The 16,863-nt window shown below is 66.6% G+C and carries 13 protein-coding genes; 7 read left to right on the top strand and 6 right to left on the bottom strand.

Features of this window, described 5'->3' with window-relative positions; all coding sequences use genetic code 11:
- The first annotated feature begins 18 nt into the window (after positions 1-18).
- From ACLBV5_RS00995 to ACLBV5_RS00980, 4 genes are all read left to right on the top strand, one after another.
- Positions 19-2,184 carry a M3 family metallopeptidase gene (locus ACLBV5_RS00995; protein WP_447604562.1) on the top strand — a complete coding sequence of 722 codons (2,166 nt, stop codon included), beginning with the start codon at positions 19-21 and terminating at the stop codon, positions 2,182-2,184.
- Positions 2,181-3,278: a serine hydrolase domain-containing protein gene (locus tag ACLBV5_RS00990; RefSeq protein ID WP_447604561.1), complete on the top strand. Its 1,098-nt coding sequence runs from the start codon at positions 2,181-2,183 to the stop codon at positions 3,276-3,278. Before ACLBV5_RS00995 ends, ACLBV5_RS00990 begins: the two co-directional genes overlap by 4 nt.
- A 186-nt stretch (positions 3,279-3,464) precedes the next feature.
- A complete protein-coding gene (locus ACLBV5_RS00985) occupies positions 3,465-6,425 on the top strand; it encodes a TonB-dependent receptor plug domain-containing protein (protein ID WP_447604560.1) in 2,961 nt (986 codons plus the stop codon).
- 294 nt (positions 6,426-6,719) lie between these two features.
- The gene (locus tag ACLBV5_RS00980) at positions 6,720-8,468 is read left to right on the top strand and encodes an acyl-CoA dehydrogenase (protein ID WP_447604559.1); all 1,749 of its coding nucleotides are present in this window, start codon (positions 6,720-6,722) and stop codon (positions 8,466-8,468) included.
- Between the two features lie 7 nt (positions 8,469-8,475).
- Here ACLBV5_RS00980 and ACLBV5_RS00975 read toward each other — a convergent pair whose 3' ends face one another.
- Positions 8,476-9,360, bottom strand: coding sequence for an SDR family NAD(P)-dependent oxidoreductase (locus ACLBV5_RS00975; protein WP_447604558.1), 885 nt, complete (start codon positions 9,358-9,360; stop codon positions 8,476-8,478).
- A gap of 246 nt (positions 9,361-9,606) precedes the next feature.
- Here ACLBV5_RS00975 and ACLBV5_RS00970 point away from each other — a divergent pair, with 246 nt between their 5' ends.
- Entirely contained in the window at positions 9,607-9,840 is a 234-nt protein-coding gene (locus tag ACLBV5_RS00970; RefSeq protein ID WP_349677640.1) for a DUF2945 domain-containing protein, read from the top strand.
- 10 nt (positions 9,841-9,850) lie between these two features.
- On the opposite strand, the gene ACLBV5_RS00965 is transcribed toward ACLBV5_RS00970, so the two are convergent.
- The 4 genes from ACLBV5_RS00965 to tpiA form a co-directional block, all read right to left on the bottom strand.
- On the bottom strand, positions 9,851-9,979 hold the full coding sequence (locus tag ACLBV5_RS00965; RefSeq protein WP_268750902.1) for a hypothetical protein: 129 nt from the start codon (positions 9,977-9,979) through the stop codon (positions 9,851-9,853).
- A gap of 70 nt (positions 9,980-10,049) precedes the next feature.
- Complete coding sequence (locus tag ACLBV5_RS00960) at positions 10,050-11,702, bottom strand: CTP synthase (protein ID WP_134581074.1); 1,653 nt, start codon at positions 11,700-11,702, stop codon at positions 10,050-10,052.
- A gap of 125 nt (positions 11,703-11,827) precedes the next feature.
- Positions 11,828-12,229 carry a preprotein translocase subunit SecG gene (gene secG / locus ACLBV5_RS00955; protein ID WP_428979865.1) on the bottom strand — a complete coding sequence of 134 codons (402 nt, stop codon included), beginning with the start codon at positions 12,227-12,229 and terminating at the stop codon, positions 11,828-11,830.
- An 86-nt stretch (positions 12,230-12,315) separates the two neighbouring features.
- Positions 12,316-13,065 carry a triose-phosphate isomerase gene (gene tpiA, locus ACLBV5_RS00950; RefSeq protein WP_447604557.1) on the bottom strand — a complete coding sequence of 250 codons (750 nt, stop codon included), beginning with the start codon at positions 13,063-13,065 and terminating at the stop codon, positions 12,316-12,318.
- Positions 13,066-13,195: 130 nt separating this feature from the next.
- Between tpiA and ACLBV5_RS00945 the strand changes: the two genes are divergently transcribed.
- Both ACLBV5_RS00945 and trpE read left to right on the top strand, forming a co-directional pair.
- On the top strand, positions 13,196-15,121 hold the full coding sequence (locus ACLBV5_RS00945; protein WP_447604556.1) for a peptidylprolyl isomerase: 1,926 nt from the start codon (positions 13,196-13,198) through the stop codon (positions 15,119-15,121).
- A complete protein-coding gene (trpE, locus tag ACLBV5_RS00940; protein ID WP_447604555.1) occupies positions 15,121-16,638 on the top strand; it encodes an anthranilate synthase component I in 1,518 nt (505 codons plus the stop codon). The genes ACLBV5_RS00945 and trpE overlap by 1 nt, the downstream gene beginning before the upstream one ends.
- Here the strand turns inward: trpE and ACLBV5_RS00935 are convergent.
- Complete coding sequence (locus ACLBV5_RS00935; RefSeq protein WP_134581078.1) at positions 16,635-16,823, bottom strand: hypothetical protein; 189 nt, start codon at positions 16,821-16,823, stop codon at positions 16,635-16,637. The genes trpE and ACLBV5_RS00935 overlap by 4 nt on opposite strands.
- Between the last annotated feature and the right edge of the window lie 40 nt (positions 16,824-16,863).

Here is a 16,863-nt window from a genome sequence, read left to right as displayed (position 1 = left end):
CATTACCCGGAGACCATGATGACGACTTCCCCCGCCCTGTCGCGGCGCGGCCTGCTGGCCGCCTCGGCCGCCGCCTCCCTGTTCCTGACCGCCCGGCCCAGCGTGGCCTCGATCGGCGGCGTGACCTTCGTGCGCGACGCCGCCGCCCTGGCCGGCAATCCGGTCTATGCCCCCTGGCCCGGCCCGAACGGCGGGGTTCCGCCGTGGGACAAGGTCAAGGTCGAGCACCTGAAGCCCGCCCTGGTCCAGGCCATGCAGGACCAGTTGGCCAACATCGACCGCATCACCGCCAACCGCGCGACCCCGACCTTCGACAACACCGTGGCCGCCTATGAGGCCTCCGGCCGCGCGCTGGAGCGGGCAGGAACGATCTACAGCGTCCTGTCGTCCAGCCTGTCCACGCCGGAGTTCCGCGCCGTTCAGTCCGAGCTGGAAGCCCTGTTCGCCGCCCACGCCAACGCCATCAACCAGAACGCTGCCCTCTACGCCCGCATCAAGGCGGTCGAGGCGACGCGCGAGACGTCCAACCTGACGCCCGAGCAGCAGCGCGTCGTCTGGCTGCACCGCACCGACTTCATCCGCGGCGGCGCCGAACTGTCGCCCGCGGCCCGCATCCGGGTCGGCGAGATCAGCCAGGCGCTGTCGCAGAAGTTCACCGCCTTCCGCCGCAACCTGCTGGCGGACGAAGAGACCTGGATCGTCGTCGACGACCGCGCGGCCCTGCGCGGCCTGCCCGACGCCTTCATCGACGCCCTGGCCATGGCCGCCGAGGAGCGCGGACTGAAGGGACGCTGGGCCATCGTCAACACCCGCTCCTCGGTCGATCCGGTGCTGACCTACGCCGACGACCGCGAGCTGCGCCGCCGTGTCTGGACTGCCTTCGTCATGCGCGGCGACAACGGCGACGCCAACGACAACAAGGCGCTGATCGCCGACATCCTGAAGCTGCGCCACGAGCGGGCGGGCCTGCTGGGCCACCCGACCCACGCCCACATGCGCCTGCACAACACCATGGCCCAGACGCCGGAGCGCGCCATGACCCTGCTGGAGCAGGTTTGGCGTCCCGCCGTCGCCCGCGTCCACGAAGAGGTCCGCGACATGCAGGCCCTGGCCGACGGCCAAGGCGCCGGGATCAGGATCGCGCCCTGGGACTACCGCTACTATCAGGAGAAGGTGCGCAAGGCGCGCTACGACCTCGATGAGGGCGAGGTGAAGGCCTATCTGCAGCTGGACAAGCTGCGCGAGGCCATGTTCTGGGCCGCGGGCCGCAACTTCGGCTGGAGCATCGTCGCGGCCGACCTGCCCGTCTATCACCCCGACGTCACCGCCTGGCAGGTCAAGGACGCGGAAGGCCGCCATATCGGCTACTTCTACTTCGACCCCTTCGCCCGCAGCGGCAAACGCTCGGGCGCCTGGATGAACCAGATCCGCAGCCAGGAGCGTTTCGCCGGCGCCGTGGCCCCCGTGGTCTCCAACAACGAGAACTTCGTGAAGCCGGCGCCGGGCCGCCCGGCGCTGATCTCCTGGGACGACGCCACCACCCTGTTCCATGAGTTCGGCCACGGCATGCACGGCCTGGCCTCGGACGTCGCCTATCCATCCGTCTCGGGCACCAATGTGCCGGGCGACTTCCTCGAGTTCCCCTCGCAGATGTGGGAGCTGTGGCTGTCGGACCGCCAAATCCTCAGCCGCTTCGCCCTGCATCACGAAACCGGCCGCCCGATGCCGAGCGAGCTGATGGACAAGGTCGAGCGCGCCCGCCACTTCAACCAGGGCTTCGCCACGGTCGAGTTCCTGGCCAGCGCCATCGTCGACATGCGCTACCACCTGGCCGAGACGCCGCCGTCCGACCCGGCCGCCTTCGAGAAGGCGGTGCTGGCCGAGATCGGCCTGCCGGACGAGCTGGTCATGCGCCACCGCAGCCCGCACTTCGGCCACATCTTCGCCTCCGACAGCTATTCGGCGGGCTACTACGCCTATCTGTGGGCCGACACCCTGGTGGCCGACGCGGGCGAGCGCTTCGCCAAGGCGCCGGGCGGTTTCTTCGATCCCGAACTGTCGCGCCGCTACTACGACATCGCCCTGAAGGTCGGGAACAGCCGCGACCCGGCCGAGACCTATCGCATGCTGATGGGCCGCGACGCCGATCCGGCCGCCCTGCTGCGCAAGCGGGGTTTCGCATGAGCCTGGCCGCTCTCGCCGCCGCGACCCTGCTGGCCGCCTCGCCCGCCGAAGCGGAGCTGCAGGCGGCCGTCGCCGCCCTGCCCCGCCCCTCCGCCATCCATCTGGAGGGGCGCTGCCTGCCCCAGGGCCGGGGCGCCGCCGTCGGCCTGGCCGACGCGGACGCCGGTCGCCCGATGACGGTCGACACCCCCCTGCGCATCGCCAGCAACACCAAAACCTTCACCGCCGCCACGGCCCTGCGCCTGTGGGAGCAGGAGCGGCTGGACCTGGAGGCGCCGATCACGGGCCTGATCGACCCCCAGTTGGACGCCCTGTTGCGGGAGCGCGGCTACGACACCGGTCGGATCACGGTGCGTCATCTGCTGACCCACAGCGCGGGCCTCTATGACCACGGCTCGGACCCGCGCTTCACCCAGACCCTGTTCGGCGATCCCGAACGGCGCTGGTCGCGCGAGGACCTGGTGCGGTTGTCGATGAGTTACGCTGGCCCCCAGGGAGAACCCGGCGAGAAATTCCTCTATTCCGACACCGGCTACATCCTGCTGGGCGACATCATCGAGCGGATCACCGGACAGTCACTGGCCGCCGCCGTGCGCGACCAGCTGGGCCTGGACCGCCTGGGCCTGGCCTCGACCTGGTGGGAGATCATGGAGCCGCAGCCGGAGACCGCGCCGGACCGCGCCCGCCAGTTTCTGGGCGAACGCGAGGCCACCGGCATCGACGCCTCCATGGACCTGTACGGCGGCGGCGGCCTGGTGATGTCGGCGCGCGACATGGCCCGCTTCATGGCCGCCCTGTTCGAGGGCCGCGTCTTCGCCCGGCCCGAGACCCTGGCCGAGATGACCCGGCCCGGCGCCCACCCCGGCGGCGACCACTACCGCGTGGGGCTGATGGCCTACGGCGAGGGGCAGGCCCAGGCCTATTGGCACTCCGGCTTCTGGGGCACCGTCGCCTACTACAGCCCGGCCAAGGGCGTCGCCGTGGCGGGCGTCACCGTGAACCAGGACGGCTACCGCGCCCTGGACAAGCAGGTTCAGGCCCAGATCGACGGCTTCACCCCCGCCACGCCCTGCACAGGAGGGATGGGCCGCTGAAGAGCGGCCCCTATTTCAGGTAATGGTAAGACAGAATCATGCCTAAATACTGTAATATTACGCATGAAGATGCTATTTTGCATCACCAGTTCGAATTAAACTCGCCAATGACAATTGGTGTTGAAGTAATTTATTTGCAAAATAGCGTTCTCGATCTGCGCTTCTTCTGAAACGCAGGCGTCAACCATGCGTCGCGCAAGCGACCAGATCGAGAAACCCATGCAGTACCAAAAGTCATTCCTAATGGCCGGTTCGGCCCTGGCCCTGACGATGTCCGGCGCCCCCGCCCTGGCGGATGCCGATCAGACCCAAGCCACCAACGTCGAGGACGTGGTCGTCGTCGGCTCGCGCATCCGCCGCGACGTTTATAACTCCCCCTCGCCGGTTCAGGTCGTGACCCGCGAGGATGCGACGCTTCAGGGCTACGCCTCGACGGCCGAGGTTCTCCAAGGCACCGCCATTACCGGAGGCGCGACCCAGACGGACAATTCGCGAGCCGGCTTCACCGTCAACGGCGGCGCCGGGGTGAACACCATCGGCCTACGCGGCATGAGCCCCACTCGCACCTTGGTGCTGCTCAACGGCCGACGCGTCTCTCCCGCGGGCACGCGCGGATCGGTCGGCGCGGCTGACCTCAACGTCCTGCCCAGCGCCATGATCGAACGCGTCGAAGTCCTGCGGGACGGGGCATCGTCCGTTTACGGCTCGGACGCGGTGGCAGGGGTCATCAATCTGCAGACCCGCAAGAACTTCGAAGGCCTGTCCGTCGAAGCCACGGCCAATGTCCCTATGGACGCAGATGGGGCCGGCATGAGCAGCCGCCTGTCCATCGTAGGGGGTTTGCGCGGCGCCAACTGGCGATTGAGCGGGGCGGCTGATTATTTCGAACGAAATGAAATGACGTTGAGGGATCGCGACTTCACCCTCTGCAACCGCCTCATGCAGCGCAATCCGCAGACAGGGGCCAGCCTCGATTACATCGACCCGAACACAGGGAAGGCCAAATGCTTTCCGACGAACGGCTCAGGGGCCTCGATTAATCTGATCGGCACAGGCACGCGTACAGGTGTCGGCGCCCCCGGGGCTGTGGGAACCCAGTTCAACCGCTGGCGCCCAAACTCGGCCGTTGATACCGGGTTTGTCGGATGGGAAGGCGTGGGCGGCACGGGGGTCAACCTCGACGTGCGCGATTCATTCGACGACCGGATGCTGAACCGCTCTCTGATTTCGCCGACCCAGACCCTCAACCTCTATGCAGAAGGCGGCTACGGGCTCAACGCCCTGGGCGACGCTGAGCTTTATCTAGAGACCATGTATTCGCGTCGCGAGTCATACCAAACCGGCACGCGGCAATTTAACCCCGACTATGCGGTAGGCAGCCCCCTGCTTCCAAACAGCCTGTCTTGGAGCCGCTACGGCGCCGACGAAGGCATGAGCAAGGGCAAGGACGTCGCGGTCAAGGCGTTCACTCTTGAACAGAATACAGCGCACCAGACGGTGGACTTCCAGCGTCACGTCGTCGGCCTGAAGGGCGACATCACGCGCATGGACGGCTGGCGGTATGACGCCTATCTCAGCTTCGCCCGATCCGACGCCGAATATCGCCAGCCGCAGTATTTGAAGAGCCGGCTGTCAGAAGCGCTTGACGTAGTGGTGGGGCCGGACGGCCGGTTCGTCTGTCGCGAACTCGCCAAAAACCCGGGCTGCGTCGCCGCGCCCGCCCTCTCGGCAGCCCTTCTGAAAGGCAAGGTTCCGGCCGACTTCTTCGCTTATGTCTCCCCGGTGGACATCGGCAAGACGAAGTATGAAGAAACCGTCTTAGCCGCCGGCTTCGATGGACCGCTCTGGACCTTGCCGGCCGGACAGGTGATGGCGTATTTCGGCGCCGAATACCGTCATGCCTCGCTGTTAGACACTCCGTCTGAAGCGTCGCGCGCCTCCGATATCCTCAACTATACATCCGCAGGCATCACCAAAGGCGATGATTCTGTGATTGAGGCCTTCGGTGAGATTGACGTTCCCCTGCTTAAAGACTTGCCGATGGTTCAGGATCTGAACCTGACCGCGTCCTACCGGTACACCGATTACGATTCGTACGGCGACGACACGACCTACAAACTGGGCCTCTTCTGGAAGACGAACGACTGGCTGAACTTCCGCGCATCCTACGGAACCTCGTATCGCGCGCCGGCCCTTTATGAACAATACGTCGGCGACACCTCCAGTTTCGGCAACGCTCTTTTGGACCCGTGCAACAACTTCGAGAGCAAGGACGCCTACATCAAGGCGAACTGCGCTTCGGAAGGCCTGGCGCCCGGTTTCACACAAAAAGGCAGCATCACCGTCATTCAGCGTGGCGGCGCCGCCACTGGCCTATCCGCTGAAACCAGCAGCAATCTCTCCTTGGGCGCAGTCTTCACGCCGCGCCTTAAGCAAGGCTGGGGCGATCTGGCTGTGGCGGTCGATTACTACGAGATCGAAGTCAATAATGGCGTCTCTCGCCTCGGCTCGGCCAACATCATGAACGACTGCTATGCGTCAACGCCGGACGAGTTCAAAGCACGGACGGGGCTCTGCCGTCTGATCAGTCGCGACCAGCAAACCGGATATCTGCGTGTCATCGACTCCTACGTCAATATAGCGACGGATGTCGTCAAGGGTTTGGACTACAATCTGCGCTATCGAAACGACGTCGGCCCCGGTCAGGTCGCCCTCAACGTGGCCGTGAGCTACACGCCCACTCAGGAACAGATGCTGTTCGAGGACGAGCCCGCAATCAATAGCGCCGGCGATATCGGGTCCCCCCGTTACAGCGGCACGGCCGACCTAGCCTATAGCGTGGACAACTGGCTTGTTCGCTGGGGTACCGAATGGGTGGGCGAGATGAGCGGCTACGAACGTCGAAAGCTCGACCCGGCGACGTCGATCTACAACCTGCGGACGCCCAACTATTTCTTGCATCATCTCTCAGCCCAGGTTCGCGCCCATGAATGGACGGCGACCGTTGGCGTTCGAAACGTCTTCAACGTCAATCCGCCAGAAATCTCGGCGACCTCTTGGTACTCCGTGTTTGGAAACGCACCGCTGATGTCGTCCTATGACTTCGCAGGACGGACGGCTTTCATCAAACTGAGCCGCACGTTCTAAACGGCGGCCCGGGCAGGTCGGCCAACCTGCCCGGGCTTTTCGATCCAAGGCGCGCCCCAAGGATTCCCTGGCCCGCCAACCCCTTCCGACGGCCAAGGCGGTCCCCGTCGCGATGCGGCCGCTGAGAATCGCTTCCTCCAACGCCCGGTGAACAGCCTTCAGGCGCTGCAGTTGATTTGCCGCCTCTCTTTGTCCAACAATCCGACCATCGGCTATCAGGCATCGATCAAGCCGCCAACGCGGGGGACTATTCGTGCCGGACCGCCACGACCGTCGCCCCGGAGCCCTGACCGCATGACCCATCCGCTGATCGTCCGTCGCGACCTGGATTTCATGCTGAATGACTGGCTGAAAATGGAGACGCTGTTCCAGGCGCCGGCCTTCGCCGATCACAGTCGCGAAAGCATCGACGCGGTGCTGGACCTGTCCGAAGCGCTGGCTGTCGATCTGTTCCTGCCTCACTACAAGGCGGCTGATGCGGCCGAGCCTCGGCTGGAGGATGGGCGGGTGATCACCCTGCCGGCGATCAAAACCGCTCTGGAGCAATATGCCGAACTCGGCCTGTTCTCGGCCGGGTTCAGCGAGCAGTTGGGCGGGCTGGGCCTGCCCTATCTCGCCTGTTCGGCGTCGTTCGCCTTCTTCGGCGCGGCCAATATCGCCACGGCGGCCTATCCGATGCTGACAACGGCCAATGCGCGACTGATCGCCGAGTTCGGCACGCCGGCTCAGGTCGAGGCCTTCGCCCTGCCCCAGATCGCGGGCCGGTGGTTCGGCACCATGTGCCTGTCGGAGCCTCAGGCCGGCTCGAACCTGGCGGACGTGCGCACCCGGGCCGTGGCCGACGGCGAAGACGAACTGGGCGCCCGCTATCGCCTGTCGGGCAACAAGATGTGGATCTCGGGCGGCGATCAGGACATCAGCGACAACATCGTCCATCTGGTGCTGGCCAAGATCCCGCTGGACGACGGCGCCCTGCCGGACGGCACCAAGGGCCTGTCGCTCTTCATCGTGCCCAAGGTGCTTCCGGACGGTCAGCGCAACGACATCAGCGTGGCGGGCCTCAATCACAAGATGGGCTATCGCGGCACGGCCAACTGCCTGCTCAACTTCGGCGAGGGTGAAGGCGCGATCGGCTGGCGCATCGGCGAGCCGGGACGCGGCCTGCAACAGATGTTCCTGATGATGAACGAGGCGCGCATCGGCGTGGGGCTGGGCGCCGCCGCCTTGGGCTATCGCGGCTATCGCCATGCGCTTGCCTATGCGCAGGAGCGGCTGCAGGGCCAGCGGCCGGGCCACGCCGGTTCGGTCGCCATCATCGAACACCCCGACGTTCGCCATATGCTGCTGACGCAGAAAGCCTATGCCGAAGGCGCGCTGGCCCTGTGTCTCTATTGCGCCAAGCTGGTCGATCAGCCCGACGATCCGGACGCCGCCGCCCTGCTGGGCCTGCTGACCCCGGTGGCCAAGACCTGGCCGTCGGAATACGGCCTGGCCGCCAACGACATCGCCATCCAGATTCACGGCGGATACGGCTACACGCGCGACTTCGATGTGGAGCAGCTCCATCGCGACAACCGGCTGAACCCGATCCACGAAGGCACGACCGGCATTCAGGGGCTCGACCTGCTCGGCCGCAAGATCCTGCGGGCCGACGGCGCCGGGCTTGCGGTGCTGGAACGCCGCCTGGGCGAAACCTGCGATCAGGCCGCACAGAACGCTGAACTGGCCGACGCCGCCGCCGCCCTGCACGCCGCCTGGCAGGATATCCTGCGCGCTTTGCGGGCGATCCAGAACCTGCCCGAAGCGATCCGCATGGACAATGCGACCGCCTTCCTGCGCGCGTTCGGCCATGTCGTCATGGCCTGGCTGTGGCTGGATCAGGCCAGGGCGGCCAGCCAGGCGCCCGCCGACGCCTTCCACGCAGGCAAGCTGACCGCCTGCCTCTACTTCTTCGAGTTCGAGCTTCCCAAGGTCGGCCCGTGGCTGGCCGCCGCCATATCAGCCAGCGACCTGACCGGCGCCATGAGCAACGACAGCTTCTAGGCCCGCTTCACGCCGTCACCGGGCCTTCCACGCCCGCCGAGGCCATTTCCCGGGCCGCCTGCTGGAAGCCGAAGGCGGGGACCGTCTCGCCGGTGCGGTCAGCCGCCTCGGCCCAGCGCGCGATCAGCTGTTCGCCGGCGTCCTCGGCCCCGCCGATGCGCACGCCCTGCGTCAGGGTGATGTTGGCCGTGGCGAAGTGGCCGGCGCCGGCGCACAGGATGGCGCGCGTCGGAGCGTCCTCGCTGACCAGGGCCAGCAGGCCGGGGCTGACCAGGGCCGGGTCCAGCGCCTTCAGCACCTCTTCGGACAGGATGCCGGCCGTCATCTGCGTCGCCGCTGTCGGGGCCAGGGCGTTGACCTTGATGTCGTATTTGGCGCCCTCGATGGCCAGGGTCTGCATCAGCCCGACCTGGGCCAGCTTGGCCGCGCCGTAGTTGGCCTGGCCGAAGTTGCCGTACAGGCCCGACGACGAGGTGGTCATGACGATGCGGCCGTAGGTCTGGGCGCGCATGATCTCCCACACCGCCTTGGAGCAGATGGCGGCGCCCATCAGGTGCACGTCCACCACCAGTCGGAAGTCGTCCATCGTCATCTTGGCGAAGCTCTTGTCGCGCAGGATGCCGGCGTTGTTGACCAGGATGTCGATGCGGCCCCACGCCTGCATCGCCGTATCGACCATCGCCTGGACCGCGTCCACGTCGGTCACCGACCCCGCCGCCGCCATCGCCTGGCCGCCCGCCCCGACGATCTCATCGACCACGCCCTGCGCCGCCGCCTCGGCCAGATCATTGACCACGACCCGCGCGCCCTGCGAGGCCAGATACAGCGCGTGACAGCGGCCCAGACCCCCGCCCGAACCCGTTACGATCGCCACCCGATCCTTCAGCAACATCCCTGCAAACTCCTATCTCGAAACTAATAGAAACTCATCACCGTGCGCCGTACTCAGCGCGCAGCCTCAGCTGGTCAGTCGCTTTAGGGCAGACCCCGCGCCCAGAAGCTCCCGCCATCGTGACCTCTATCCGCCGCAACCCATCATGGCGTTGACGGGTTCACTGAGCATGACTGGATTTGGCGGATATCTGCTTTCGGCGCTCGACGACCTGTTCAAGATGATCATCGGACAACGGCGTCTTCTATGACCTCTGGAGGCAGGGAGATAATGGCGGAATTCTCAATCGGCGATCATGTCAGCTGGAATTCAGAAGCCGGCCGAGTGAGCGGTAAAATCATCCGCATCCATCGCCAGGACTTTGATTACAAAGGGCACAGACGACGTGCATCACACGACACGCCCCAATACGAAATCGCCAGCGACAAGACAGACCATGTCGCAGCCCACAAAGGAGACGCCCTAACCAGGCTCTCCTGATCGCCGCTTCCTAGATCCCGCCGATCAGACGCAACATCGTGCGCGCCATCGCAAAAGCCAGCACCACGCCCAGCGTCACGCTGATCGCGAACACCGCACGAAAGTGGCGATGTAGGAAGTAGAGAATGTTTCCGGCCATGGGCGTCGTTCCAGATCGTTAACGACAGATTGACACGAAAACCGGATAACACCGCTACAATCGTCTGTGATCAGACCAGCCGGCTCTGCACCAGGGCCGCCGCGATGAAGCTGGCGAACAGCGGGTGCGGGGCGAAGGGGCGGCTGCGATACTCGGGGTGGTACTGCACGCCGATGAACCAGGGGTGATCCCGACGCTCGACCGTTTCAGGCAGGACGCCGTCGGGCGACATGCCGGCGAAGAACAGACCGCCCTTCTCCTCCACCGCCTCGCGGTAGTTGATGTTCACCTCATAACGGTGACGGTGGCGCTCATTGATATCGGTCTGGCCGTAGATCTCGGCGATCTTGGAGCCCGGCGCCAAGGTCGAGGCGTAAGCGCCCAGGCGCATGGTGCCGCCCAGGTCCCCGCCCTGCTCGCGCTTGACCCGCTCATTGCCCTGAACCCATTCGGTCATCAGGCCGACCACGGGTTCATCCGCGGGGCCGAACTCGGTTGAGGTCGCCTTGCGGAAGCCCGCCAGGTTCCGCGCCGCCTCGATCACCGCCATCTGCATGCCGAAGCAGATGCCGAAATAGGGAATCTTGCGTTCGCGCGCATAGCGCGCCGCCTCGATCTTGCCCTCCGCGCCGCGCTCCCCGAAGCCGCCCGGCACCAGGATGGCGTGGGCGCCTTCCAGACGTTCGGCGCAGGCCTGCGGATCGCCTTCGAAGGTATCGGCCTCGATCCAGTCGATATTGACCTTGGCGTTGTTGGCGACACCGCCGTGCTGCAGCGCCTCGATCAGCGACTTATAGGCGTCCTTCAGGACAGTGTATTTGCCGACCACGGCGATGGTGACTTCGCCGTCCGGGTGCAGGCGGCGACGCACGATCTCCTTCCAGCCCGACAGTTCCGGCGCCGGCGCGTCGTCCATGCCGAAGTGGGCCAGCACCTGGGTGTCCAGGCCCTCGCGGTGATAGTCCAGCGGCACCGCGTAGATGTCGGCCGAGTCCATCGCCTGAATGACGCTGTCGGGACGGACGTTGCAGAACTGGGCGATCTTGCGCTTTTCGTCGGCCGGGATCGGCGCCTCGCAGCGGCACAGCAGGATGTCGGGCTGGATGCCGATGGAGCGGAGCTCCTTGACCGAGTGCTGCGTCGGCTTGGTCTTCATCTCGCCGGCGGTCTTGATGAAGGGCAGCAGGGTCAGGTGAACGAAGCACGACTGGCCGCGCGGCAGGTCCTGCTCCAGCTGACGGATCGCCTCGAAGAAAGGCAGGCCCTCGATGTCGCCGACCGTGCCGCCAATTTCGACCAGAACGAAGTCCACATCCTCTCCCGCGTCGGTCTTGGCCGGGTTGAGGCAGAACTGCTTGATCTGGTCGGTGACGTGCGGAATCACCTGGACGGTCGCGCCCAGATAGTCGCCGCGACGCTCTTTCTCGATGATCGTCTGATAGATGCGGCCGGTCGTGATGTTGTCCGACTTGGCCGCCGAGACGCCGGTGAAGCGCTCATAGTGGCCCAGGTCGAGGTCCGTCTCGGCGCCGTCGTCGGTCACGAAGACCTCGCCGTGCTGATAGGGGCTCATCGTGCCCGGATCGACGTTGAGATAAGGGTCCAGCTTACGCAGGCGGACCTTGTAACCGCGCGCCTGCAGAAGAGCGCCGAGAGCGGCGGAAGCGAGGCCTTTTCCAAGAGAGGAAACCACGCCGCCGGTGATGAACACATAGCGAGCCATGGGCGGACACCTTACTCCATGATTCGTCCTGAGCGGAGAGCGGCTCTGAACAAATCCAACTGTTGATCAAAAGAAGAAAGCGCGCCTCGCGGCGCGCTTCCCCAAACTCGATGGCGGCGACGCCCTTACTGGGCGGGCGCGCCCTGGCCGGCGGGCAGGCTGGCTTCCAGATCGTCCAGCGACGGGGCGGCCGGAGCGGCCGGGGTCGCCGGAGCGGCTTCCGGCGCCGGGGCCGTCTGCTCAGGCTGATCCAGGGCGATGGAGCCGACGGCGTCGGCGTCGATCACCGACCGCGAACCGCGCGCATAGTTGCCTGCGATCGTCAGGCCGATGGCGCAGACGAAGAAGGCCACGGCCAAAATCGACGTCACCCGGGTCAGAAGGTTGCCCGCGCCACGCGCCGTCATGAAGCCCGACGGTCCGCCGCCCATGCCCAGGGCGCCGCCCTCGGAACGTTGCAGCAGGATCACGGCCGACAGAGAGACCGAGATGATGATCATCGCGACGAGCAGAATGGTCTGGAGCATGGCGTCATTCATGTGGGCGCAGAAACGCGCCGATCAAGCGGCGGCCTCTAACACCGTTGAGGGTTTCGAGCAAACGGTCCGCGCGTTCAGGCCGCGCGGATGATGCCCAGGAAGTCTTCGGCCTTCAGCGAGGCGCCGCCGACCAGGGCGCCGCCGACCTCGGCCACGGCAAGGATCTCCTTGGCGTTCGACGGCTTGACCGAGCCGCCGTACAGGATCGGCGCGGCGCGGCCGCCCTCCCCCAGCTTGGCGATCATGGCGGCGCGGACAGCGGCGTGGACCTGTTCGATCTGCTCCAGCGTCGGCGTCAGGCCGGTGCCGATGGCCCAGACCGGCTCATAGGCGACTGCAAAAGCCTTGCCTGCCAGCGAGGCCGGCAGCGAACCGGCGACCTGCCGGCTGACGACCTCGACCGCCTGCCCGGCTTCGCGCTCCTGCAGCGTCTCGCCGATGCAGATGATGGGCTCCAGACCAGCGGCCAGGGCGGCCTCGACCTTGGCGGCGACATCGGCGTCCGTCTCGCCGAACCCGGCGCGACGTTCCGAGTGGCCGAGAATCACCAGACCGGCGCCCGCCTCGCGAACCATCTCGGCCGAGACCGAACCGGTGTAGGCGCCCGACGCCTCGGCGTGGCAGTCCTGCCCGCCGATCTCGACGACGCCGCCCTTCAGCGACTGCGCCATCCGGTCGATCAGGGTGGCCGGCGGGCACAGGGCCACGCGGCAGGCCGCAGCCTGCTCCTTCAGCGCCTTTGCGAGAGTTTCAGCCTCGGCCAGGCTCGCGCCCAGACCGTTCATTTTCCAGTTGCCGGCGACCAGCTTCACAGATTGTGTCATGCGGCTTGTCTAGTGGCGAGCGCGACAGAAGCCAAGATGTCGTCAGGCCTCACTTGCGGCGGCGGCCCCGCACCCCCTATACGCGACCCTTGGCGCCCCTTTGACGCCGGCCCTCGTCAGGTTCTTTTCGATGATCACGTACTTCCGAAACTTCGCCAAGTCGAAATGGGCCGCAGGCCTGTTCGCCCTGATCATCCTCAGCTTCCTGGTGGTCGGCGCCCAATCCGACATCTTCGCCAACCTGGGGCCGCGTCACATCATCAGCGCCGGCGACCGCAGCGTGGATTCGGGGCAGTTCCGCGCCGACTTCGAGCGCGTGCGCGCCAATCTTCAGGAACAGGCCGGCCGTCCCGTCAGCTATGACGACATGGTCAAGGAGAACCTGCACCAGCAGTATCTCGACAGTCAGACCCAGCGACTGGGCTTCCTGGACTGGGCCTATAAGGCCGGCATCCGTCCGGGCAAGGAACTGATCCTGGCCCAGATCCGCAAGATTCCCGCCTTCTTCAACCAGATCACGGGCCAGTTCGACAAAGACCTGTACGCCCAGGCCCTGGCCCAGCAGAACCTGACGTCCGAAATGCTGGAAGACGACCTGCGCGACCAGTATGTCACCGCCCACGTCGGCTCGGCCGTCTTCGCTGGCCTGCAGGCGCCGCGCGTCTACGCCGCCCTGCTGGCGGGCCAGGCGCTGGAGACGCGCGACGGCCGCTGGTTCTCGGTCACTCAAGCCATGGCGGGCCGCGCCGGCGCGCCGACCGACGCCCAGCTGACCGCCTTCATGAAGGAAAACGAAGCGCGCCTGCGCAGCCCCGAGTTTCGCATGATCTCGCTGGTCCTGTTCTCGCCGGGCCCGAACGACGCCCGCCCGGCGATCGCCGAAGAGCAGATCAAGGAGCGTTATGAGTTCCGCAAGGCCGCCCTGGCCGAGCCGGAGAAGCGCACCTTCGTCACCCTGACGGTCCCGACCAAGGACGCCGCCGACAAGATCGCCGCCGACCTGCGCGCCGGCAAGGCTCCGGCCGAGGTCGCCAAGGCCAACAACATTCAACTGGGCGACTACAAGGCCACGCCGCAGGCCGCCGTGGGCGACCCCGCCGTCGGCGCCGCCGTCTTCGGCCTGGCCGCCGATCAGGTGTCGGCGCCGATCCAGGGCCGTCTGGGCTTCACGGTCGCCAAGGTCGCCGCGATCCAGGCTGGCCAGGCCGTGTCGCTGGAAAGCGCCCGCGCCGCCGTGGTTCAGGAGCTTCAGGCCGAAGCGGTGAAGGCCGCGACCTACGCCAAGGTCGAACAGTTCGAGAAGGCGCGTCAGGAAGGCAAGAACCTGGCCGACGCCGCGACCGCCGCCAAGGCCCGCGTCATCCAGCTGCCGCCCTTCACCGAACAGGGCCAACTGCCGGACGGCCAGCCGATGAACGCCCCGCGTCAGGTTCTGGAAAGCGCCTACGCCCTGTCCAAGGGCGGCGAGAGCGACGTCATCGACGCCGGAGACGGCCAGTATTTCGCGGTCCGTCTGGACGAGATCCGCCCGTCGGCCCTGCCGACGCTGGACGAAGTGCGCGCGCCGCTGGGCCAGCAATGGACGATGCGTGAGAACGCCCGTCTGCTGTCGGCCAAGGCTGAAGAGCTGGCCGGTCGCATCCGCGCCGGTGAAGACATCGCCAAGGTCGCTGCCGACGCCGGCGCCCAGTTGACGGTCCGCACCGCCGTCCAGCAAAGCCGCGAGTCGCAGGCTCAGGTCGGCGACGGCGTGCTGCGCGGTCTGTTCGGTCAGTCCAAGGGCCAGGTCTTCTCGGGTCAGCAGGCCCAGGACAGCTTCGTGGTCGGCCGTGTCGACGCCATCCACGCCGCTGATCCGGCGCAGGCGGCGCCGCTGGCTGAACAAGCCCGGGCGCGCCTGACCGAGGAACTGGCCAACACGATGGCTGACCGCACCATCGCCGCCGCCGCCGCACGCACCAAGTCGCGCAATGACCCGGCCCTGGCCCTTCAGGCCCTGGGCGTCGAAGCCCCCGCCGCTCCGGCGGCGGCCCCGGCCGCTCCCGCCAAGAAGTAATGCTGCAAGACCGCGACGCCTTCATCGCCGGCCTGACGGCGGGCCGCCCCCAGGTTCTGGTCCGCCGTCTGGTCGATGATCTTGAAACACCCGTCTCGGCCTTCCTGAAGGTCGGGCACGGGCGGCGCTACGCCAGCCTGTTCGAGTCCGTCGAAGGCGGCGCCGTCAACGGCCGCTATTCCTTCGTCACCCTGTCGCCCGACGTGGTCTGGCGCTGTCGGGACGGCAAGGCCGAGATCGCGCGCGGCGCCGACGTCCTGACGGAAACCTTCACGCCGGAAGACCGGCCCGCGCTGGAATCCCTGCGCGCCCTGATCGCGGCGACGAAGTTCGAGCTGCCCGCTGACCTGCCCCCCATGGCCGCCGGTCTGTTCGGCGTGTTCGGCTATGACATGGTGCGCTTGCTGGAGCCGCTGGGCCCGGCCAACCCGGACCCGCTGGACCTGTCCGACGCCGTCATGGCGCGCCCGGCGCTGGTCGCCATCTTCGATTCGGTGAAGCACGAGATCGTCCTGATCGCCGCCGCCTATCCCGACACGGTGACGGACCCGGCTCAGGCCTACGCCGCCGCCGAGGCCCGGCTGGAGGATTTCGAGGACCGCTTGCGCGGCCCCCTGCCGATCCAGCGCGAAGTCGAGCCGGTCCCGGCGCCCGATTTCCACTCCCCCGTCGATGAGGCCGCCTTCGGCCGGATGGTGGCGCGGGCCAAGGACTACATCGCCGCGGGCGACATCTTCCAGGTCGTGCTGGCGCATCGCTTCTCGGCGCCCTGGGGCCAGGACCCGTTCGGCTTCTATCGCTCGCTGCGTCGCGGCAATCCGTCGCCCTATCTGTTCTTCCTCGACTATGTGGATTTCCAGCTGGCTGGGTCCAGCCCGGAAATTCTGGTCCGGCTGAAAGACGGCCGCGTCACCATCCGCCCCCTGGCCGGCACCCGCCCGCGCGGCGCCACGCCCGAGCAGGACAAGGCGCTGGAAGCCGAACTGCTGGCCGATCCCAAGGAGCGGGCCGAGCATCTGATGCTGCTGGACCTGGGCCGCAACGACGTGGGCCGCGTTTCCTCGCCCGGCTCGGTCGAAGTCACGGAAAGCTTCGTGGTCGAGCGCTACAGCCAGGTCATGCACATCGTCTCCAACGTGAACGGCGCCGCCGATCCGAAGCTGGACGCGGTGGACACCCTTCTGGCCGCCCTGCCCGCCGGCACCCTGTCTGGCGCGCCCAAGGTGCGGGCCATGGAGGTCATCGACGAGCTTGAAAGCGAAAAGCGCGGCGTCGGTTACGGCGGCGGCGTCGGCTACATCTCGGCCAATGGCGAGGCGGACATCTGCATCGTCCTGCGCACCGCCATGTTCGCCAAGGGCCAGATCTTCGTTCAGGCCGGCGCGGGCGTTGTCGCCGACAGCGATCCGGCCGCCGAATATGCTGAAACGCTGGCGAAAGCCCGCGCGCCGATGAAGGCGGCCGAGGACGCGTGGCGATTCACCGCGACCACGCGCGGCCAGGGTTCTGACGGCTAAGGATTGGAAACCGTGGCAGCCTGGTCAAACGATACGCCGGGGCCCACGACCATGGTTCCGGCCAACAGAACCGCCGTCGTCGCGGCGAAGGCGGCCGCCGCCAGCAGGCGCAGCGGCTTGGGTGGCTCGCTCGGCGCCTCGTTCAACAGGGCGCGGGCGTCACGGATGCATTCTACAGGGGTCAAGACGGATTTCTTCCGATGGCGATGCTCCTGTATCGCCCGG

The sequence above is a fragment of the Brevundimonas sp. M1A4_2e genome (genome assembly GCF_053345555.1).
This window is presented reverse-complemented; position numbering and strand designations above follow the sequence as displayed.